Raw genomic sequence first — 19068 nt, 5'->3', positions numbered from 1 at the left:
CTCCGTTAAGCAACAGAGGCCGGGGGCTACCATTTCAACCTGTTCAGTACGTTAATATCTATCGAGTTAGTGTTGCGGTATATCATTACTATAATGGCCAACCCTACTGCTACCTCTGCAGCTGCAAGCGCCATAATAAAAAATACGAATACCTGCCCGGCTGCATCGCCGCGGTAAACCGAAAATGCTGTAAGCAACAGGTTAACCGAGTTAAGCATCAACTCAACCGACATGAATATGATAATAGCATTGCGGCGTAAAAGCACGCCCATAACCCCTATCGAAAAAATTAAAGCACTTAACAAAATGTAATGGTTAAGCGGCACTGCTTGTATGGTGTTGGCTACGCTATTCATTAGATAGTTGGTTTTGGTTCTTTCTCTTTAGTTGCCAATAATACAGCACCCACCATTGCCGATAACAGCAATACCGACGATACTTCGAAAGGCAGCAAGAACTCGTTAAATAAAACTTTACCCAGGTTTTTCACCAAACCCAAGTTTGGGTTTTTCAATACCACAGGGTCTGAAGTGTGGGTTAATACTTTTAATGATGATACCAATGCCACAGCTAATATACCCGCACCAAAAACTGCAGCCAGCTTCACCATAAATGGCTTCACAGGTTCGCTCTCTTTGTTCAGGTTAATAAGCATCAGCGTATAAAGGAACAATACCAGTATGGCCCCCATGTAAACAATAAAGTTTACAACGGCCAAAAACTGGGCATTCATTAAAATATAATGGATGGTAAAAGTAAAAAACGTGAGGATGAGGTACAGGATGCTATGCACCGGGTTCTTGGCAGAAATTACCAGGATGGAGAAAAAAATTGATAAAAACGCGATGAAGTAAAATGTACTCATGTTGATATTTACAAAATACTTTTGCCTTTTAAAAGAGTTGGGCAAAGGTATAAAACTTCTGTTATTGATTTAACGGTGCCTCTACTAATTTGTCTTTGCCGTAAATGAAATCCTTACGCAGGTAATCCGACGGAACGATGTCACCATCAAGATATATTGCCTCTTTAGGGCATGCTTCCTCGCAAAGGCCGCAGAAAATGCAGCGCAGCATATTTATTTCATACACAGCAGCATACTTCTCTTCGCGGTATAAATGCTCTTCGCCTTTTTGGCGTTCGGCAGCCGTCATGGTGATAGCCTCTGCCGGGCACGATAGTGCGCAAAGGCCACAGGCAGTGCAACGCTCTTTACCGTTCTCATCACGTTTTAGCGAGTGCATACCACGATAGTTTTCAGAAAACTCGCGCTTCTGCTCGGGGTATTGTATAGTAACCGGTTTTTTGAAGAAGTGCCCGATCGTAATGCTCAAACCTTTGGCAATAGCAGGCAGGTAAGCCTTCTCCCAAAAATTGAGGGGCTTTACTTCTAAAACTTTCTTTTTATTACTTAATGATTCCATTTTGTAAACTATGCCTCGCTATTTAAAAAAAGTAATAACTACGCCTGTAACAACTATATTGGCAATGGCCAGAGGTATCAAAATTTTCCAGCCGAGGTCCATCAACTGGTCGTAACGGAAACGCGGGATGGTCCAGCGTATCCACATGAAGAAGAAGATGAACAGCAATGTTTTCATGAACATTACGCCAAAACCTAACAAAGGTGCCCAAGTGTCTCCCAGCAATTCGTGCATATAGTCCATCCCCGGGTAATTATAACTACCCCAATAAAGGGTAACCATTACCGCCGATGAAATAAACATGTTGATATACTCTGCAAACAGGTAAAAACCTAATTTCATTGAAGAATACTCGGTATGGTAACCACCAACCAGCTCGGTTTCGCACTCAGGCAAGTCGAATGGCGTACGGTTAGTTTCGGCAAAAGCACATACCAGGAAAAGCAGGAAGCCAACCGGTTGGTAAATCACGTTCCAGTGCCAGCCATGTTGCTGCTGTGCAATTTCGCCCAGGCTTAAAGTTCCGGTAACTAATAAAAGAGCGATGATGCTCAAGCCCATCGAAATTTCGTAGCTGATATTTTGAGAAGCCGCGCGGATAGCACCCATTAACGAGTACTTGTTGTTTGATGCCCAACCACCTATCATGATACCGTATACACCAAGCGATACAACACCAAAAATGTAAAGGATACCTACGTTAATATCAGTTACCTGCAATGGAATAGATTTACCGGCAATTACTACAGTTTGTCCCCATGGGATAACCGCAGAACCTATACAAGCTGTGAGGATAGCCAGCGATGGGCCTACAATGAACAAGAATCCAGTTGCATTAGTTGGGATGATCTCTTCTTTCAAAAACATCTTACCACCATCAGCCAATGGCTGTAAAATTCCCCATGGGCCTGCGCGGTTAGGGCCAACACGATCCTGGAAGAAAGCTGCCACTTTGCGCTCTGCATAAGTAGAGTACATGGCAACTACCAGGCTTATCAGGAATATAACTACGATAAGCCCGAACTTAATGAGTATATCTAAACCTTCCATTATAAGCGTGTCTCCCTTTCAAATTGTTCTTTATTGGCCTGCTGCAATTGCGGATTAGCTTTCACTACCGGCAACGGCTTAAGTGTATCGTAATGATTAGCGCTGATAACCGATTTGTTTGAAACCTTGCGCGGGCCTTCAATTACCCAATCAGCAGTTTTCTTTTTATCGAAGCGGCAGGTGTTGCAGATAAATTCCTCAACCTCACCGTACTCATCTTTACGTGCGGTTACACGGATAACATCTTCGCCTTTGTACCAAAGGGTTACTTTACCGTTGCATTTCTCGTGGTCGCAATCGCGGTGTGCTTCTACCGGTTTGGTGAACCATACACGGTTTTTAAAGCGGAAAGTTTTATCGGTTAAGGCACCTACCGGGCAAACGTCTATCACGTTGCCACTAAAGTCGTTATCAACAGCTTTTTGTATGTAGGTAGAAATTTCGGAGTGGTCGCCGCGGTTAAGGATACCGTGTATACGGTGGTCGGTTATTTGGTCGGCGGTGAATACACAACGGTAGCAAAGGATGCAACGCGTCATGTGCAACTGTATCTTATCGCCAATATCTATTTTCTCGAATGTACGGCGGTCGAACTCGTAGCGAGTTTTAGCGGCACCGTGCTCGTAACCTAAATCCTGCAGGTGGCATTCGCCTGCCTGGTCGCACACAGGGCAATCAAGCGGGTGGTTTATCAAAAGCATTTCCACAACGCCTTTGCGTGCCTCAATAACCTCCGGCGATGTGATGTTTTGTACTTCCATACCGTCCATTACCGTAGTACGGCAGCTGGCCACCAGCTTTGGCATAGGGCGCGGGTCTTTTTCAGAACCTTTGCTCACCTTCACCAAACAGGTACGGCATTTACCGCCGCTACCTTCCAGTTTGGAATAATAGCACATGGCAGGCGGAACTATGTCGCCACCAATCATCCTTGCGGCGTTCAGGATGGTGGTTCCTGGTTCTACATCGATCGGAAATCCGTCTATCGTTACCTTCATTGACTTAATGTCCTTTTATATTTTATTACGCTACGACAGCATTTAACGGATCAGCGTAATGCGCTAAGCCATAATTGCGTGTTGTAGCTTCGTAGGCACTTGTTACATGCCATTCAAATTCGTCTCTAAAGTGGCGTATTGCACTGGCAACCGGCCAGGCCGCAGCATCACCCAATGGGCAAATGGTATTACCTTCAATTTTTTTAGATACATCAACCAACAGGTCAATGTCGCTCATTTTGCCATGGCCGTATTCCAGGCGGTGCAACACTTTCTCCATCCAGCCGGTACCTTCGCGGCATGGCGAACATTGGCCGCAGCTTTCGTGGTGGTAAAAACGGGCAAAGTTCCAGGTATTGCGCACAATGCACTGGTCTTCGTCGTAAGCTATAAAGCCACCCGAACCCAACATAGTACCTGTTGCAAAACCACCATCACTTAAAGATTCGTAGCTCATCAAACGAGCCTCGTTGTTAATGGTTTTCAGGAACAGGTTGGCAGGCAAAATTGGTACCGATGAACCGCCGGCAACAACTGCTTTAAGGCGTTTGCCATTGGCAATACCCTGGCAGTAATCGTCGCCATAAACAAATTCTTCGGCGGATAGGCCTAATTCTATCTCGTAAACACCGGGGCGTTTTAAGTTACCACCGGCAGATATCAGTTTAGTGCCGGTACTGCGGCCGATACCTATTTTAGCATACTCTTCGCCACCATCGTTAATGATAGGTACTACAGCAGCAATTGATTCTACATTGTTTACTACCGTTGGGCAGCCATACAAACCCGCAATGGCCGGAAATGGTGGCTTTATCCTCGGGTTACCGCGTTTACCTTCCAACGACTCTAACAAAGCGGTTTCTTCACCGCAGATGTAGGCGCCGCCGCCCGGTTGTACGTAAAGCTCCAGGTCGTAACCGGTGCCTAAAATGTTTTTACCTAAAAAGCCTTTTGCTTTTGCTTCGGCAATGGCTTTTTCCAGTATACGTATCTGCGGCATCATTTCGCCGCGCAGGTATATGTACGATGTATTGGCACCCAGTGCGAAGCTGGATACGATCATACCCTCAATTAATAAGTGAGGGATATAGGTCATCAAAAAGCGGTCTTTAAAAGTACCGGGTTCAGATTCGTCGCCGTTGCAAACCAGGTAGCGCGCAACGCCTTCCGGCTTGGCCAAAAAGCTCCATTTCATGCCGGTAGGGAAACCCGCACCGCCACGGCCGCGTAAACCCGATTTCTTTACTTCCTCTACTATTTCTTCGGGGGTAAGGGTTTTCAGGGCTTTTTCTACCGCAGCATAACCACCTTTAGAGCGGTAAACATCAAATGTATTGATGCCGGGTACGTTGATATGCTCGAGTAAAAGTTTACGTGCCATTAGTTGCCAGCCTTTCTTCTTAAATCGCTGATCAAAGTATCAACCGACTCTTTGGTTAAGTTCTCGTAAAAAGTATATTCGGGGCCAATCTGCAATACCGGGCCAAAGCCGCAGGCTGCAAGGCACTCAACGCCTCTCCAGCTAAACAAGCCGTCTTCGGTAACGTCGCCTTCTTTTACACCCAATTGTTGCTCAATGTGCTCCATTATTGGCGTAGCGCCTACAATTTCGCATGGGCCGGTGCGGCAAACCTCCAGCATATATTTGCCTTGTGGTTTTAAAAAATACATGGTATAGAAAGATGCCACCTCGTAGACTTCGATAGATTGTATCGACAAATATTCGGCAACGGCATCCATAGCAGGGGCGCTTACCCAGCCATATTCGGCTTGCACCAAATGCAGCACAGGCAGCAGGGCCGATTTTTGTTTACCTGCAGGGTAACGGCTAACCACATCGGCAAACTTTGCCTTCAGTTCCGGCGAAAATGTTACCGGGGTATCGGTATTCTGTACGCTAAGCATCTAACTCTCCTGCTATTACGTTTAAACTACTCATGTTAATAATCGCATCAGACAACAGCATGCCGCGGCTCATAGGCGCATACATCTGGTAGTTGATGAAGCTTGGCCTGCGGAAGTGTAAACGGTAAGGGCTTCTGCCGCCATCGTTCACCAGGTAAAAACCAAGTTCGCCGTTGGCACCCTCTACCGCATGGTATACTTCGGCGTTAGGGGTTTCTACTTCGCCCATCACAATTTTAAAGTGATAGATCAAAGCTTCCATGTTATTGTAAACTTCTTCCTTTGGTGGCAGGTAAAATGCCGGCACATCCGCGTGGAAAATGCTTGAATCTTCTTTTTCTATTTTGTTCAGCGCTTGCTCTATCAGGCGCATGCTCTGCCACATTTCTTCGTTACGCACCAAAAAGCGGGCGTAAACGTCGCCATTATCGCCAACCGGTACTTCAAAGTCAAATTCATCGTATGACGAGTATGGCTCCATCGCCCTTACGTCGTAATCTACGCCGGTAGCACGCAGTATAGGGCCGCTCCAGCTGTAGCTTAAAGCTTGCTCAGGAGTAACGGCGGCAACACCACGGGTACGGTCAACAAATATGCGGTTACGGTTAAAAAGCGATTCGAACTCTTTTAAACCGTAATTGAAATCTTTTAAAACCTTGCGGATCTTGGCGAAAGCAATGTGGTTGAAGTTGCGTTCGAAACCGCCTATACGACCAATATTAGTAGTCAAGCGCGAACCGCATATTTCCTCGAATACTTCGTAGATAGCTTCGCGGTACTGCATCATGTAGGTAAAGCCGGTTAAAGCGCCGGTATCTACACCAAGAATGGAGTTACAAACAATATGGTCGGCTATGCGCGATAGCTCCATAATGATGATACGCATGTAGTCAACACGTTTTGGCGTGGTGATACCCAAAAGCTTCTCAACCGTCATGTGCCAGCCCATGTTGTTAATGGGCGACGAGCAGTAGTTCAGGCGGTCGGTAAGCGGGGTTATTTGATAGAATGGCCTATGTTCGGCAATTTTCTCAAAAGCGCGGTGTATGTAGCCAATGGTTGATACGCCGCTAACAATACGTTCGCCATCCATCTCCAGTACGTTCTGGAATACACCGTGCGTGGCAGGGTGGGTTGGCCCAAGGTTGAGCGTAGAATGCTCGGTTTGCGGGTCGTTATCAGTATATACGGGATGGTTATACATTATCTTCCAAAAAAGTAATCTTTTTTATCAATACGGTTCGGATCCTCAAGCGGGTATTCTTTCCTCATCGGAAAAGCCGTCATATCGTCAACATTCAATATCCTGCGCAGATCGGGATGCCCGTCGAATATCACGCCGAAAAAGTCGTAAGTTTCGCGCTCCATCCAGTTAGCGCCATCCCAAATGGTGGTGGCAGTTGGTATATGCACATCATCGGCACTCAGGAAAACCTTCACACGGATGCGGGTATTGGTTGTTAAGCTATGCAGGTGGTAAACTACGCCAATGGCTTTTTCTTGTTCCGGGTAATGCACGCCGGTGATATCTGTAAGGAATATAAACTTCAGTTCATCATCGTTCTTTAAATACGACAATACTTCGGTTATATGCTCCCTGGTGGTTTCTACAGCAAGCAAGCCAAAATCCTGGCTTATGGCAGCTACTTCCCCGGGGAATTTGGCGGTCAGTTTTTCTATCAGTACTTCGTTAGCTATCTTACCCATTATTGTATTCCGTATTTAGCTAACAATTCCTGGTATTTAGGTTCAGAGCGGCGGCGAAGCGTTTCGGTACGCACCAGCTCTTGTATGGCCATAAAGCCATCAATTATAGCCTCGGGGCGGGGCGGGCAGCCGGGTACATAAACGTCTACCGGTATCACCTCATCAATGCCTTGCAAAACCGAGTAAGTATCAAATATACCCCCACTTGATGCGCATGCACCAACAGCCATTACCCAACGAGGTTCGGCCATTTGCAGGTATACCTGACGCAATACCGGGCCCATTTTTTTAGATATGGTACCCATCACCATCAGCAGGTCGGCCTGGCGGGGCGAAAAGCTTAAACGCTCGGCACCGAAACGGCTCAAATCGTAAGTAGAGGCCATGGTGGCCATAAACTCGATACCGCAGCATGATGTTGCGAAAGGCAAAGGCCATAACGAGTTGGCGCGGGCCATACCTATCGCCTTATCAAGCGAGGTGGCAAAAAAGCCTGAGCCTTCTACACCGGCCGGAGCCTCAACTATCTGAATATCACTCATGAATTTTTTTATCAAATAAAATAAACCCGTCAGCTAAGCTGATATGCAAATTTATAACAAATTACGTTGTAACACCTACACTATGGCGGCAGGGGGAGATATTTAGAATTAATCTAAACAGCCGCACACCATTTAAATCCCACTCAAAAACAGTTAGTCCTGAAAAAAGAAACGCGCCCTTGAGGCGCGTAAGTAAGTAGCAAAAAGCTTAATCCCAGTTTAGTGCACCCTTTTTGAGGATGTATATAAAGCCGGCCAGCAGCGTTGCCATAAATATGAACATCTCTATAAGCCCTTCGCGGCCAAGGTCGCGGAAGTTTACGGCCCAGGGGTACATAAATATTACCTCGACATCAAACAATACAAACAGGATGGCCACCAGGAAGTATTTGATTGACATTGGGGTGCGTGCGTTACCCACAACCTCAATACCCGACTCGAAAGGGGTAAGTTTGTCTTTTGTTACGCGCTTAGGGCCAATTTTGTGTGTAACAAACATGGTTGTAACCACAAAACCCATTGCCACAAGCATTTGGAATATTATCGGAAGGAAATCGCCTGGTAAACTTTGTAATTCCATGTTGCAAATATACAAATGAGTGCAAAATAAAAAAGCCCCTTTTTACAAGGGGCTTTCTATTTTATATTGTGGCAAAGGCATTATTTACCTTTGGCACCACCTTTTTTGCTAAAGTAGCCCAACGCCTGCTTATTAGTAGGGTCAACTTCTTTTGCTTTGGTGTAATTCTCAGTAGCTTTTGCTTCGTCTTTTTCCTTAAACTCGTAGTAAGCACCAAGGTAAGCATAAGCCTCGCCCATATTCTTTTTCGATCTCTCGTCCGGAAGTGGAGCTGCTGTCATTATGGTTATATACTTTTCGTAAAATGGCTTAGCCAAACCTTTAATGTTGTTACGGTCTTTGTCTTTATACTCGGCAATACGTGCACGGTATAAGGTAACATCACCAATTGGTTTGCTTGCTTTTTGCTCCACATAGCTAAATGCCGAATCTGCTTTGGTAAGCAAGGTAGTATCCGGGTTTGGTTTAGACGGATCGTAAGCAAAGTAGTAAGAGAAGCCCTGGCGGAAATAATCATTCAAGGTACCTTTTCTCGATTTGGTTAAGTACATGTGGTAAGCGTCACCGGCTTTCTCATATTTCTTTTGTGCGTAGAAAGATTTAGCCATTTCAGAATACACATCAGCCTGGGTAGTATCTAACTGGTAAGCTTGTTGCAATGAAGCAATACCCAATGAATCTTGCTGAGACGCAATTTGCGCACGGCCATAGTACAGGTAGTCGCGGGCGATAACACGTTTTGGTTCAGCTTTAGTGATCCAGGTGTTCATTGCAGATAATGCGGTTGGGTAATCTTTGTTCTCGTAGGCCGCGTAGGCCAAATAACGATAAACTTTTAAGTTTTTAGATGTTTTCGACAGGTCCGTAGCAACGGTCTGCAAAGTTTTCCAGTCACCTGCATATACAAGGAAGTCGGCGTAACGTAATTGCGATTCTTCAGACATATCTGTCAACGAAAGGTATTTACGGTACTGATCAACAGCTTCTTTAATTTTTACCGAAGCCATTTTAGGGTCAGATAACGCCCAACGTACATCTGTTTCTGCCCATTCGCGGTATGCAGGGCCGTAATTAGGGTCGATGGCCAAAGCAGCTTTAAATTCGGTTTCTGACGATTCGAAATTGTTAGCGAATTTCCAGATAACGCCGGTGGCTACTTTAGCGCTCGCCAATTTAGGGTTAATGCTCAAAGCGGCCTGGTAGTTGCTCAAAGCCTCGGTGTTTTTAGATTGGGTGCGGTAAGCTTCGCCCAAAGCCAATAACACGTCAACATCCTTTGCATTAAGTGCCTTTGCTTTATTTAATATAGCAATTGCAGCTTCAGCATCGGCAGGGGCTACCCTATCGTTAACAGGAGCCATTAAATAACCACGACCAACGTAAGCGTAAGCGGTAGTATTTTTGCCGGCCAATGTTACCGCCTGGTTAAAGTTTGTGGTAGCTGTAGCTTTGTCTTTATCAACAAAAGCAGCCACACCTAAACCGGCATAGTTAAGGGCCGATTTGGGGTTTACAGCAATACCTTTATTAAATGCTGTTTTAGCAGAGTCGGTATAATCTTGCAGTACATATACCCAACCCAGGTAAAAGAAATTTTCATCTTTAGTAGCCTGAGTAACCGTAAGGTTCTTCAACATCGATTTTGCCTTTTGGTACTGCTCTGCATCAATAGCTTTGCGCGCGTCTTCCAAGCTCTGCGCCGATACAACCGAGCTCACGAACACCAGGCCCAATATTAGTTTACTTATTTTACTGATCATTTTCATCTTAGTTTCGTAATTCAAAATAGTCCGTTTATATAGTTCTTAGTGTGTTATGTTTATTTCCCTTGTCGGTATCGAATCAGGCAGTAATCCCGATTTCAATATGATCCGCTGACCACGGTCGCTTGCCAAAAACGATGCAAAGCCGGCACCTAAGCCTTTTCTTCCTGTGCAATCGAGTATGTACAGCGATCTGCTAAGCGGATACGTATGTTGGACGAGCGTAGTCTGCGATGGTTTAAAGTATTCGCCTGCGTGCTTCGTCTCCTTGGTGTCATCTTTAACACCCACAATTTTCACCTTATCTACGTCTGCTGCGTAGTCTTTGTCGGGATCGTTCAACCAGGCAAAACCTGTAATGCCTATTGCATTATCGTGGCTCGCCACATATTTAATAACTTCTTTGTTATTTTTTAGTGCATATATATTCTTCTGCACCAAGTCTTTTCTTCCCGAAAGCTGCTTCAAATACCTTACCAAACTGGAGTTGGGGTTATCGAAAACAATGCTTTTATCGGTTTTAGCAGTGCCATTTAGCATGCCGATAATTTCCTTTACCGATGTTAACGTATCAGCCGATGCTTGGTTAACAATAATAGTAACCGCATCAATAGCAAACTTGTTTGCGTTTACACGCAATGCCCTGCGCTTTAACACACCTGCTTCTGTAGTATCCAGCTCGCGCGACAAAATAGCCACCCTTACCTTATCATTAAGCAACTGGTTTAGTACCTCTGCCTCCGTTACGTAGCTGATAACCGGCTTGGCGTTTGGGTAAAGGGCTTTAAAAATGTATTCTTCCTCGCCCACTATCGGCGAAAACGACTCATCGGCAGCAAAAGCAAGTGTGCCTGAGGTGAAGCCGTCTTGTATAACTGCTTTTTTATCGGTTTTATTTTCCCCGCAGCTAAAAAAAACTGTTAAAAGCCCAAAGCCAAGCAGCAATAATATGTTGTTATTCTTCATCTTCGGGGCTTTTTCTTAAATAGCGTGAGAAACGCAATACCGCATAAATCAAAATTATCGAACCGAATATTCTGCGTTGGGTAACCGGTAAATCTAAAGGAAACTTGTCCCAAAAGATGATCATCAGCCCCAGTATACAGAAACCCGTGAATGCGGTTACTCCTAAAATAAGCAAAAACCGCCTTTTGGGCGATTTTTGCTTTCCGTTATCATTTAATAACATTAATTTTTATTCTTCTGAAGCCAGAGCAAACGCTACCGGAACGCTGAACTGTACACGTACAGGGCGGCCGTTCTGAATACCCGGTTTCCATTTCGGAGATGCTTTAAGCGCGCGGATAGCTTCTTCGTCGCAACCGCTGCCAATGCCTCTCAGCACTTTAATATCTGTTAACGATCCATCTTTCTCCACAACGAAGGTCAAGATTACCCTACCCTGTACGTTGTTTTCCCTTGCTACTGCAGGGTAACGGATGGCTTTTGCCAAATATTTGTTAAATGCATTCTCATCGTTACCAAAGCTTGGCTGTTGCTCTACTGCGGTAAAGATCTGGTTCGGGTTTTCCTCTACCACTTGCTTTACGTCAGAGTTACCTACCGGCTCATCTATACGGATATCTGCATTCGGGTCACCTTTCTGGTCTTTCTGGCCAGGGTCAGCAACTTCCAACTCTTTTACGGTTGGTGGTTCTTTCTCACGCACCTCGTTATCCGGTTTTACTACCGGAGGAGGGAAACGCACCTGGTCAACCTTTGGCTTAGGTGGCTCCGGTGGCGGCGGAGGTGGTTTTTTTGTTTCGTCAACCGGCGGAGGAGGAAGTACCACCTCGGTGATCTTCACCTTCTCTTTTTCCTTAGGGATAAAGCCCTCAAGCTTGTTGAGGATGGTTTTAAAGGAAATAGCAAATACAAATACAGCTACACCGATGATAAGGGCCCTGTTGGTATGGCGAGGGTTTTCCTTACGCAGATCGTAAGCTCCATAAGCTTTGTTACGGCCTGTAAAAACGACATCTATCCACTGCTGGTTTAATATGTCTAATTTTGATCCAAGCATTATCTTATACTTTTAATGTTCTATTAATAATTACCGTCGCGTTTCAGCAATTCAAGCTCGGCCGGCAAAATATCAACAATTGCATAGGATTGTACGCCGGTAATGTTCATTTCGTCAATCGTATCAACCACGTTTTTGTAAGTTGATTTATCGCTTGGCTTAATTAACACAACCATGTATTTACCGGTTGATTGTTGAATTTCTTTACCTTTTTCGATAAGGGTTTTGCGCAAGCCATCTTTACCGTAATTATCGGTAGTTGGCTGCGATTTGCCTGGCTCGCCAATAAACCACTCTACTTTATTGTTAGCACCTAACAACAGTGTCATGGAACGCGAAGCAGCAACCGCCAATTGATCATCATTGTGCTCTTCCTTATCAGGCATGGCCAAATCCATTGCCTTAGGTTTCGACAGCGTAGTGGTAAGCATAAAGAAGGTGATCAACAAGAAGGCCAAATCCACCATCGCGGTTAAATCCACGCGTGTAGAGGCTTTTTTACTTCTTACCTTCCCGCCTTTATGTTTACCTCCGCCGGAGGTATCTAATTCTGCCATCTTTTTTTACTTTTTAGTTCCGCCTTTCACGGTGGTAATTAGCGCGAACTTGTTAATTTTTTGTCTCTGAAGAACGCCTATCAGTTTTTTGATAGTTGGGTACTCTTCCTTGTTATCGCCTTTGATAGATATACGTAGTGCTTTGTTGTGCAAGCTTACGTCAACCTTACGTGCTTCGCGGATCCAATCCGACAGCTCGTTGTTGGCTGTAGTATCATAAGGGATACCGGTTTGTTGGAACTTTTTACGCTCTTCTCCATTTAAATCCAGATAGCCGGCCAATTGTTTCATAGGCACACCAAAAATTGGCAAGCCCGAAAATTTAACCTTTTGCTCATCGGTGAATTTCACACCGTATTTATCACCCATCTGGGTTAGGGTTTGCATGCGTATATCGTTACCATCCACCGAGAAAAACACCTTACCCTGGCCAACGGTTAACATTAGCATGTTATCGTCGGGGATAGGTATCTCTGTAGTTGCAGCCGGGATGTCAACAGGAACTGGGTCCTCAACCCTTGGCTTTGCTGTTAATATAAAGAAAGTAAGCAGAAGGAAAGCTACGTCGCACATGGCGGTCATATCTATCGAGGTGCTCTTTCTTTGGACTTTTACTCTTGGCATGGTGTAAAGTTAAATATTAGGTTTTACAATATCAAATAAATTCCAAATTATATTTTGTTATAAGATGGAAAAACGCTCTAATATTTTACTATTTGCTGTTTTTGTGCGATGCGCCGAATGTTTGAACGATGCTGAAACCAGTTTCGTCGATAGCGTAAGTCAATTTATCAATCTTAGAAGTAAACACGTTGTACATTACGATTGATACAGCTGAAGTACCGATACCCAATGCAGTGTTGATAAGTGCCTCAGAGATCGAAGCGGAAAGTGCTGATTGGTTTGGAGCACCTGATGCTGCTAACGCACCGAACGCCTTGATCATACCGATTACCGTACCTAATAGACCGGTTAATGTACCGATAGATACCAGGGTAGCGATGATGGTAAGGTTTTGCTCTAACATTGGCATTTCCAAAGCAGTTGCTTCTTCGATGTCTTTTTGGATAGCCAAAGCTTTTTGATCAACGTCCATTGACTGGTCAACTTCCATTTCTTTGTATTTTTTCAAACCAGATTTGATAACGTTAGCTACCGAACCTTTTTGTTTGTCGCACTCTGCGCTTGCAGCGTCGATGTTTTGTGCGTTAAGGAAAGATTGGATCTTTTTAACGAAAACTTCTACGTTGCCGGTGCCTGAAGCTTTGCTGATAACGATCATCCTCTCGATAGAGAACACGATAACCATTAACAGGTAAGACATGATGATAGGTACGATAACACCACCTTTGTGGATGATACCGAAGTAGTCGCCTTGTACGGCTTCGTTCTCAGGGTCGCCGCCTACGAAGTGGCTCGAGTCACCCAAAATGAACACGAAGATACAGATAGCTACTACAATACAGATCGGGATAGTTAAAGTTGCAAATAGGCCCGATGCACTTGAGCTTTCTTTCTTTACAGGGGTAGTTGGTTTTGTTGGTGCGTTTGCCATTACTTTTGATTTTTAGTTTTCGTTTTGTTTGTAATATAAGTTAAATTAAATGTGTGCGTTTTAATGCGAATAACAAAAATAGAATTTAAATGAATTAAAAAAACTTTTTATGTAATTCTTTATAATAATTTAATACAACACGCTAAGCGGTTTTTCAAATTGGTAATACTTAACGTAATAAGCCAGTAAAATTGTGTTTTTACCAAATAAAATTTTACAATAAAACCCATTTTTTTTAAGAATAGCAAGCATTGCCCAACAAAAAGTGTGTAACTAAACTGATATATTAGTGTCTAAAATACAATTACAGCTATGCCCGGGCACTACCATTGCGTCAATAAAACACATTGAACTGCCTGATAATTAGGCATAAATAAAGCCCGCACCCCGAAGCAACATCTACTGCAAATATTGCTGCATTTTTTTTGCTTGAAACAAAATAAGTTTTTTGTGGCCGGGCCTCCAAAGCCCGTAGATGTACAAGTTAGTACAAGTTGAAACACGGCGCCCAAGCTGCATAGATAAGTGCCGGAAGGGAAAAAGTGTTTGTAAAGGTTTTGCTAATTAAATACGAGAACGAGTACAGCAGCCGGTACTATATATAATAGGTATAAACTATCCGCCTGCTTTTTTGGCCTTGTAACCATCGGCAAGTAGGATGGCCAGCACTTTATCGCGGAAATCGCCCTGTAATAATATCTCGCCATCTTTGGCAGAACCGCCTACCCCGCATTTGCTTTTCAGTTTTTTACCCAGAGCTTCCATGTCGGCAGTGGTTCCTGCAAACCCATTGATACGGGTTACCAGTTTGTTGCCTTTTATACGATCGAGAAAAACTTTGAGGTTTTGTTGCTGCGGCGGCAGCGTTTCCTGTACGTCGTTCCCTTCTTCATGGTATTGGAAATCGGGATCGGTTGAGTACATGATGCCGGTATAATTCTTTTTTGCCATGGGTTTAGCCTTTATAGTTATCGCCAACAATAATTTTTAAAGCGCCGGGCATTACGTTAATATCTATATCTACGCCAGCTTCGCGTGGTTCGCCATCCAGGTGGATAGGCCCAGGCTGCGAACGGGTGATAGTAATATTCTTTCCTTTTATTATCTCGACGTATTTAGAGCTTTCGGTAGCCTTCAATATCATCCGGAAACCCATTTCGGGGAAACGGTATAGTGGGAATGGTTTTATAATACAAACATCCAGTAAGCCATCCTGCACCGAGGCTGTTGGCGATACGTGTGCATTGTTGCCATATTGTGATGAGTTGGCTATACTGAGCATAAACGCTTCGCGCTGGTAAACTACACCATCTATATTAATATGGTATTGCTGTGCTTTATAACTCGCAATTTCCTGGAAAGATGATTTAAGGTAGCCGGTAAAACCGCGCTTGGTGCTGCGGTCGGCAAATACCTGGCTTATGTGGGCATCAAAACCCATCCCTGCCATGTTGAAAAACCAGCGGCCGTTCATTTTGCCGGCATCTATAGTAACAGCGCGCCCGGTGTTGATACCTTTAATAGCGCCCTCTGCATTCATGGGTACACTTAAAAAGCGCGATAGCCCGTTGCCCGATCCGTAAGGAATAACGCCTAAAGTTGTATCGGTACCGGCGATGGCCGAAGCTACCTCGTTAACCGTACCATCGCCACCTACGGCTACAATAATATCGTAAAAACGCGATTGTTCGCGGGCTACATCGCGTGCGTGTTTTATACCCGTGCTAAAGATGGTTTGATAGTCGAACTGCGAATGATCGAGGTACTGTTTTATAAGCTCCGGCACCCCATCTTTCCGCTTCCCGCCCGACACCGGGTTTATTATAAATAACGCTTTCCTTTTCAACTATATAGGTTTACAGGCGGCAAAAGTAAATATTTTCGGCTTTGTAAAAAATTGTTTTATTTTTGCTCCCGTCGTAAGTGGACTGATTTGATGGTATGGGCCTGCCCCATACATGTTGCAACCACGTAAAAAAGTGCTAATTCCTGCTTCTCTTTTTACAAGTTTCAAATAAATCCCTACTTTCGGCTTTAACGTTTATTTTCAAAACAATATGCCATATTTATTCACTTCCGAATCTGTATCAGAGGGGCACCCGGACAAAGTTGCCGACCAAATATCCGACGCATTGATCGATAACTTTTTAGCATTCGACGCACAGTCGAAAGTGGCTTGTGAAACTTTAGTTACTACCGGGCAGGTAATTTTGGCCGGCGAAGTAAAGTCTAAGGCTTATTTAGATGTTCAGAAAATTGCCCGCGAGGTGATCAATAAAATTGGTTATACCAAAGGCGAATATATGTTTGATGGCAGCTCTTGCGGTGTGCTATCGGCCATCCACGAGCAATCGCCAGATATTAACCAGGGTGTTGAGCGCAAAGCTCCCGAAGAGCAAGGTGCCGGCGACCAGGGTATGATGTTTGGCTACGCTACCGTAGAAACCGAAAACTACATGCCATTGGCATTAGACTTGGCTCACGCTTTATTAATAGAGCTTGCCGCTATCCGCCGTGAGAACAGCGAAATAAAATACCTTCGCCCGGATGCAAAATCGCAGGTTACGTTAGAGTACAGCGACGAGAACGTACCTACCCGTATTGATGCTATCGTTATCTCTACGCAGCACGACGACTTTGATGAAGAAGCCGCCATGCTGAAAAAGATTAGCGATGATATCATCAGCATCCTTATCCCGCGCGTAAAAGCTAAATACCCTAAATACGCTCACCTGTTCAACAGCGAAATTAAATATCACATTAACCCCACCGGTAAATTTGTTATTGGTGGTCCGCACGGCGATACCGGCTTAACCGGCCGCAAAATCATCGTAGATACTTACGGTGGTAAAGGCGCACACGGTGGTGGTGCTTTCAGCGGTAAAGACCCATCGAAGGTTGACCGTTCGGCTGCTTACGCTACCCGCCACATTGCTAAAAACCTGGTAGCTGCCGGTGTTTGCAGCGAGGTATTGGTACAGGTATCGTACGCTATTGGCGTTGCGCAGCCAATGGGTATTTACGTAAATACCTATGGCACTGCAAAAGTTGGCTTGAATGATGGCGAGATCGCTAAAAAGGTAGAGTCGATTTTTGATATGACGCCTTACGCTATTGAAACCCGCTTTAAACTGCGCAACCCAATCTACAGCGAAACTGCTGCTTACGGCCACTTTGGTAAGCCAAGCATTACAGTAACCAAATCGTTCAACGCACACGATGGCAGCAAGCTGGAGCGTGAAGTGGAACTTTTCACCTGGGAGAAGTTGGACTACGTGGATAAGGTAAAAGCCGAATTTGGATTATAATACCCCTAATAAAATAATCAATAGCAAAGCGGCTCGATAATTTCGGCCGCTTTTTTTATGCTGTATTGCCATGAATGCTAAAACATTTGCCCCGGCCTGGCTGGTGGCCTTCGCTTTTTTTAACATCTACATTGTGTGGGGTTCTACATACCTGGCAGTGGCGTATGGCTTGCAGGGCTTCCCGCCATTTATATTGGTGGGTATACGTTACCTTACGGCAGGGCTATTACTACTGGCGTGGTGCAAACTAAAAGGCGAAGCCTTACCGGAATTTAAATTCCTGTGGCGGCATGCTTTCAGTGGTACGCTTATGCTGGTTGGCGGTACAGGTATGATAGCCTGGGCCGAGCAATACATCAGCTCGGGGCAGGCGGCCATACTGGTAGCAACCGAGCCATTGATGGTATTACTGATAGACCGCGAGCGCTGGGGCCAATATTTCTCTAATAAATACATTGTTACTGGGCTTATAGTTGGCTTCATTGGTATCTTCCTGTTTGTAAAGTTGGGCGTAGCTACTACGGCGCAGCAATCGGGCATGGCAACAACGGCAAGCATTATTATTTTGTTCAGCGCTATGCTGTGGGTATTTGGCTCGCTTATTATTAAAGGCAACCAGGGTAAAAGCACCACGGTGATGAATGCAAGCGTACAACTTTTATCGGCGGGAATTGCATGTGCCATTATAGCTTTTTGCAAAAGCGAGCAAATAGGCTTCAGCTTTTCGCAGGTAAAGTTTGAGGCTTGGGCAGGTTTGATATTTTTAATAGTGATGGGCTCGCTGGTAGCCTACCTTTCCTACGTTTGGTTGCTGAGCATTAAACCGCCTGCTATTATCAGTACGCATACCTATGTAAACCCTGTTGTAGCGGTGTTTTTGGGATGGCTTTTTATACACGAGAAGGTTAACACTGCCCAACTACTGAGTTTGGTAGTGATATTAATAGGAATATTAATGGTAAATGTGCCCGGATATTTAAAAAGAAACCGGGCGGAGGAAGCTTAAATAGTTTCGATTAAATATCTTTACGAGCGTTCCTCCTATCCTATTTGAATATGCAACATCCCACCGAAAACCCCTGGACCACCCTATCTGAAAAAAACATTTACGATAACCCCTGGATAAACGTTACCGAGTACCAGGTGCTCAACCCATCGGGCAACCCGGGTATTTACGGCAAGGTGCATTTCAAAAATGTAGCTATCGGTGTAATCCCGTTGGATGCCGAGCTGAATACTTATTTAGTAGGCCAATACCGATATGTACTAAACCAATACTGCTGGGAAATACCCGAAGGCGGTGGCCCCGAGGGTACCGATCCGCTGGAATCGGCCAAGCGCGAACTACTTGAAGAAACCGGGCTAAAAGCAACGGAATGGACAGAACTGCTGCAAATGCACCTTTCCAATTCGGTAAGCGACGAGCTGAGCATTATTTACCTGGCTCGCGGACTGGAGCAGCACGAGGCCGAGCCCGAAGACACCGAAGAACTATTGGTGAATAAGGTGCCCTTTGAAGATGTATACCAAATGGTTTGTCGCGGCGAAATAACCGATTCGGTAACGGTAGGTGCCGTACTAAAGCTGAAGCTACTATTGTTAGAGAACCAATTATAAGCCAAAGGTTTACCATTTTATTAAAAAAATTTACCTTTG

22 protein-coding genes are annotated in these 19068 nt (G+C 44.7%); 3 read left to right on the top strand and 19 right to left on the bottom strand.

Annotation, left to right across the window (positions count from 1 at the left end; genetic code table 11):
* Nucleotides 1-26 precede the first annotated feature (26 nt).
* From nuoK to BC343_RS23595, 19 genes are all read right to left on the bottom strand, one after another.
* Entirely contained in the window at nucleotides 27-356 is a 330-nt protein-coding gene (nuoK, locus tag BC343_RS23690; RefSeq protein WP_078350281.1) for an NADH-quinone oxidoreductase subunit NuoK, read from the bottom strand.
* Nucleotides 356-865, bottom strand: a complete 510-nt coding sequence (locus BC343_RS23685) for an NADH-quinone oxidoreductase subunit J family protein (RefSeq protein ID WP_078350508.1) — start codon at nucleotides 863-865, stop codon at nucleotides 356-358. The genes nuoK and BC343_RS23685 overlap by 1 nt, the downstream gene beginning before the upstream one ends.
* A 61-nt stretch (nucleotides 866-926) precedes the next feature.
* Nucleotides 927-1424: a NuoI/complex I 23 kDa subunit family protein gene (locus BC343_RS23680; protein WP_078350280.1), complete on the bottom strand. Its 498-nt coding sequence runs from the start codon at nucleotides 1422-1424 to the stop codon at nucleotides 927-929.
* An 18-nt stretch (nucleotides 1425-1442) separates the two neighbouring features.
* A complete protein-coding gene (gene nuoH, locus BC343_RS23675; protein ID WP_078350279.1) occupies nucleotides 1443-2474 on the bottom strand; it encodes an NADH-quinone oxidoreductase subunit NuoH in 1032 nt (343 codons plus the stop codon).
* Complete coding sequence (locus BC343_RS23670; RefSeq protein ID WP_078350278.1) at nucleotides 2474-3472, bottom strand: 2Fe-2S iron-sulfur cluster-binding protein; 999 nt, start codon at nucleotides 3470-3472, stop codon at nucleotides 2474-2476. Before BC343_RS23670 ends, nuoH begins: the two co-directional genes overlap by 1 nt.
* Before the next feature lie 25 nt (nucleotides 3473-3497).
* The gene (gene nuoF, locus BC343_RS23665; protein ID WP_078350277.1) at nucleotides 3498-4853 is read right to left on the bottom strand and encodes an NADH-quinone oxidoreductase subunit NuoF; all 1356 of its coding nucleotides are present in this window, start codon (nucleotides 4851-4853) and stop codon (nucleotides 3498-3500) included.
* Nucleotides 4853-5377, bottom strand: coding sequence for an NADH-quinone oxidoreductase subunit NuoE family protein (locus BC343_RS23660; protein ID WP_078350276.1), 525 nt, complete (start codon nucleotides 5375-5377; stop codon nucleotides 4853-4855). Before BC343_RS23660 ends, nuoF begins: the two co-directional genes overlap by 1 nt.
* Nucleotides 5370-6581, bottom strand: a complete 1212-nt coding sequence (locus tag BC343_RS23655) for an NADH-quinone oxidoreductase subunit D (RefSeq protein ID WP_202909845.1) — start codon at nucleotides 6579-6581, stop codon at nucleotides 5370-5372. Before BC343_RS23655 ends, BC343_RS23660 begins: the two co-directional genes overlap by 8 nt.
* Entirely contained in the window at nucleotides 6581-7084 is a 504-nt protein-coding gene (locus BC343_RS23650) for an NADH-quinone oxidoreductase subunit C (RefSeq protein WP_078350274.1), read from the bottom strand. The genes BC343_RS23655 and BC343_RS23650 overlap by 1 nt, the downstream gene beginning before the upstream one ends.
* Nucleotides 7084-7626 (bottom strand): NADH-quinone oxidoreductase subunit B, encoded by a 543-nt coding sequence (locus BC343_RS23645; protein ID WP_078350507.1) that lies wholly within the window; start codon nucleotides 7624-7626, stop codon nucleotides 7084-7086. The genes BC343_RS23650 and BC343_RS23645 overlap by 1 nt, the downstream gene beginning before the upstream one ends.
* Nucleotides 7627-7834: 208 nt before the next feature.
* On the bottom strand, nucleotides 7835-8206 hold the full coding sequence (locus tag BC343_RS23640; protein WP_078350273.1) for an NADH-quinone oxidoreductase subunit A: 372 nt from the start codon (nucleotides 8204-8206) through the stop codon (nucleotides 7835-7837).
* 80 nt (nucleotides 8207-8286) lie between these two features.
* A complete protein-coding gene (locus tag BC343_RS23635) occupies nucleotides 8287-9966 on the bottom strand; it encodes a tetratricopeptide repeat protein (RefSeq protein WP_238381845.1) in 1680 nt (559 codons plus the stop codon).
* A 45-nt stretch (nucleotides 9967-10011) separates the two neighbouring features.
* Nucleotides 10012-10935: a PstS family phosphate ABC transporter substrate-binding protein gene (locus tag BC343_RS23630; RefSeq protein ID WP_078350271.1), complete on the bottom strand. Its 924-nt coding sequence runs from the start codon at nucleotides 10933-10935 to the stop codon at nucleotides 10012-10014.
* A gap of 229 nt (nucleotides 10936-11164) precedes the next feature.
* Complete coding sequence (locus BC343_RS23620) at nucleotides 11165-11992, bottom strand: energy transducer TonB (RefSeq protein WP_078350269.1); 828 nt, start codon at nucleotides 11990-11992, stop codon at nucleotides 11165-11167.
* Between the two features lie 23 nt (nucleotides 11993-12015).
* Nucleotides 12016-12549 (bottom strand): ExbD/TolR family protein, encoded by a 534-nt coding sequence (locus BC343_RS23615; RefSeq protein ID WP_078350268.1) that lies wholly within the window; start codon nucleotides 12547-12549, stop codon nucleotides 12016-12018.
* A gap of 6 nt (nucleotides 12550-12555) precedes the next feature.
* A complete protein-coding gene (locus BC343_RS23610; RefSeq protein ID WP_078350267.1) occupies nucleotides 12556-13173 on the bottom strand; it encodes an ExbD/TolR family protein in 618 nt (205 codons plus the stop codon).
* Between the two features lie 88 nt (nucleotides 13174-13261).
* A complete protein-coding gene (locus BC343_RS23605) occupies nucleotides 13262-14104 on the bottom strand; it encodes a MotA/TolQ/ExbB proton channel family protein (RefSeq protein WP_078350266.1) in 843 nt (280 codons plus the stop codon).
* A 615-nt stretch (nucleotides 14105-14719) separates the two neighbouring features.
* Nucleotides 14720-15055, bottom strand: a complete 336-nt coding sequence (locus tag BC343_RS23600) for a translation initiation factor (protein WP_078350265.1) — start codon at nucleotides 15053-15055, stop codon at nucleotides 14720-14722.
* Nucleotides 15056-15059: 4 nt separating this feature from the next.
* Nucleotides 15060-15950 carry a diacylglycerol/lipid kinase family protein gene (locus BC343_RS23595; protein WP_078350264.1) on the bottom strand — a complete coding sequence of 297 codons (891 nt, stop codon included), beginning with the start codon at nucleotides 15948-15950 and terminating at the stop codon, nucleotides 15060-15062.
* Nucleotides 15951-16161: 211 nt separating this feature from the next.
* On the opposite strand from BC343_RS23595, the gene metK reads away from it, so the two are divergent.
* From metK to BC343_RS23580, 3 genes are all read left to right on the top strand, one after another.
* Nucleotides 16162-17412, top strand: a complete 1251-nt coding sequence (gene metK, locus BC343_RS23590) for a methionine adenosyltransferase (RefSeq protein WP_078350263.1) — start codon at nucleotides 16162-16164, stop codon at nucleotides 17410-17412.
* Nucleotides 17413-17482: 70 nt separating this feature from the next.
* A complete protein-coding gene (locus tag BC343_RS23585; protein WP_078350262.1) occupies nucleotides 17483-18418 on the top strand; it encodes an EamA family transporter in 936 nt (311 codons plus the stop codon).
* A gap of 50 nt (nucleotides 18419-18468) precedes the next feature.
* Nucleotides 18469-19029 carry an NUDIX domain-containing protein gene (locus BC343_RS23580; protein ID WP_078350261.1) on the top strand — a complete coding sequence of 187 codons (561 nt, stop codon included), beginning with the start codon at nucleotides 18469-18471 and terminating at the stop codon, nucleotides 19027-19029.
* The last annotated feature ends 39 nt before the right edge of the window (nucleotides 19030-19068 follow it).

Origin of the sequence: Mucilaginibacter pedocola, assembly GCF_002013915.1 — a bacterium.
GTDB lineage: Bacteria > Bacteroidota > Bacteroidia > Sphingobacteriales > Sphingobacteriaceae > Mucilaginibacter > Mucilaginibacter pedocola.
The sequence above is the reverse complement of the archived record's forward strand: the minus strand, read 5'-3'. Positions and strand labels throughout refer to the sequence as shown.

What these genes read in the sequence shown, in the direction of transcription:
- BC343_RS23655 (WP_202909845.1), bottom strand. Translation starts at nt 6,581, where the DNA reads ATGTATAACCATCCCGTATATACTGATAACGACCCGCAAACCGAGCAT.
- BC343_RS23635 (WP_238381845.1), bottom strand. Translation starts at nt 9,966, where the DNA reads ATGATCAGTAAAATAAGTAAACTAATATTGGGCCTGGTGTTCGTGAGC.
- BC343_RS23660 (WP_078350276.1), bottom strand. Translation starts at nt 5,377, where the DNA reads ATGCTTAGCGTACAGAATACCGATACCCCGGTAACATTTTCGCCGGAA.
- nuoH (WP_078350279.1), bottom strand. Translation starts at nt 2,474, where the DNA reads ATGGAAGGTTTAGATATACTCATTAAGTTCGGGCTTATCGTAGTTATA.
- metK (WP_078350263.1), top strand. Translation starts at nt 16,162, where the DNA reads ATGCCATATTTATTCACTTCCGAATCTGTATCAGAGGGGCACCCGGAC.
- BC343_RS23630 (WP_078350271.1), bottom strand. Translation starts at nt 10,935, where the DNA reads ATGAAGAATAACAACATATTATTGCTGCTTGGCTTTGGGCTTTTAACA.
- BC343_RS23600 (WP_078350265.1), bottom strand. Translation starts at nt 15,055, where the DNA reads ATGGCAAAAAAGAATTATACCGGCATCATGTACTCAACCGATCCCGAT.
- BC343_RS23670 (WP_078350278.1), bottom strand. Translation starts at nt 3,472, where the DNA reads ATGAAGGTAACGATAGACGGATTTCCGATCGATGTAGAACCAGGAACC.
- BC343_RS23650 (WP_078350274.1), bottom strand. Translation starts at nt 7,084, where the DNA reads ATGGGTAAGATAGCTAACGAAGTACTGATAGAAAAACTGACCGCCAAA.
- BC343_RS23615 (WP_078350268.1), bottom strand. Translation starts at nt 12,549, where the DNA reads ATGGCAGAATTAGATACCTCCGGCGGAGGTAAACATAAAGGCGGGAAG.
- BC343_RS23605 (WP_078350266.1), bottom strand. Translation starts at nt 14,104, where the DNA reads ATGGCAAACGCACCAACAAAACCAACTACCCCTGTAAAGAAAGAAAGC.
- nuoF (WP_078350277.1), bottom strand. Translation starts at nt 4,853, where the DNA reads ATGGCACGTAAACTTTTACTCGAGCATATCAACGTACCCGGCATCAAT.
- BC343_RS23585 (WP_078350262.1), top strand. Translation starts at nt 17,483, where the DNA reads ATGAATGCTAAAACATTTGCCCCGGCCTGGCTGGTGGCCTTCGCTTTT.
- BC343_RS23580 (WP_078350261.1), top strand. Translation starts at nt 18,469, where the DNA reads ATGCAACATCCCACCGAAAACCCCTGGACCACCCTATCTGAAAAAAAC.
- BC343_RS23620 (WP_078350269.1), bottom strand. Translation starts at nt 11,992, where the DNA reads ATGCTTGGATCAAAATTAGACATATTAAACCAGCAGTGGATAGATGTC.
- BC343_RS23645 (WP_078350507.1), bottom strand. Translation starts at nt 7,626, where the DNA reads ATGAGTGATATTCAGATAGTTGAGGCTCCGGCCGGTGTAGAAGGCTCA.
- BC343_RS23685 (WP_078350508.1), bottom strand. Translation starts at nt 865, where the DNA reads ATGAGTACATTTTACTTCATCGCGTTTTTATCAATTTTTTTCTCCATC.
- BC343_RS23680 (WP_078350280.1), bottom strand. Translation starts at nt 1,424, where the DNA reads ATGGAATCATTAAGTAATAAAAAGAAAGTTTTAGAAGTAAAGCCCCTC.
- BC343_RS23610 (WP_078350267.1), bottom strand. Translation starts at nt 13,173, where the DNA reads ATGCCAAGAGTAAAAGTCCAAAGAAAGAGCACCTCGATAGATATGACC.
- BC343_RS23640 (WP_078350273.1), bottom strand. Translation starts at nt 8,206, where the DNA reads ATGGAATTACAAAGTTTACCAGGCGATTTCCTTCCGATAATATTCCAA.
- nuoK (WP_078350281.1), bottom strand. Translation starts at nt 356, where the DNA reads ATGAATAGCGTAGCCAACACCATACAAGCAGTGCCGCTTAACCATTAC.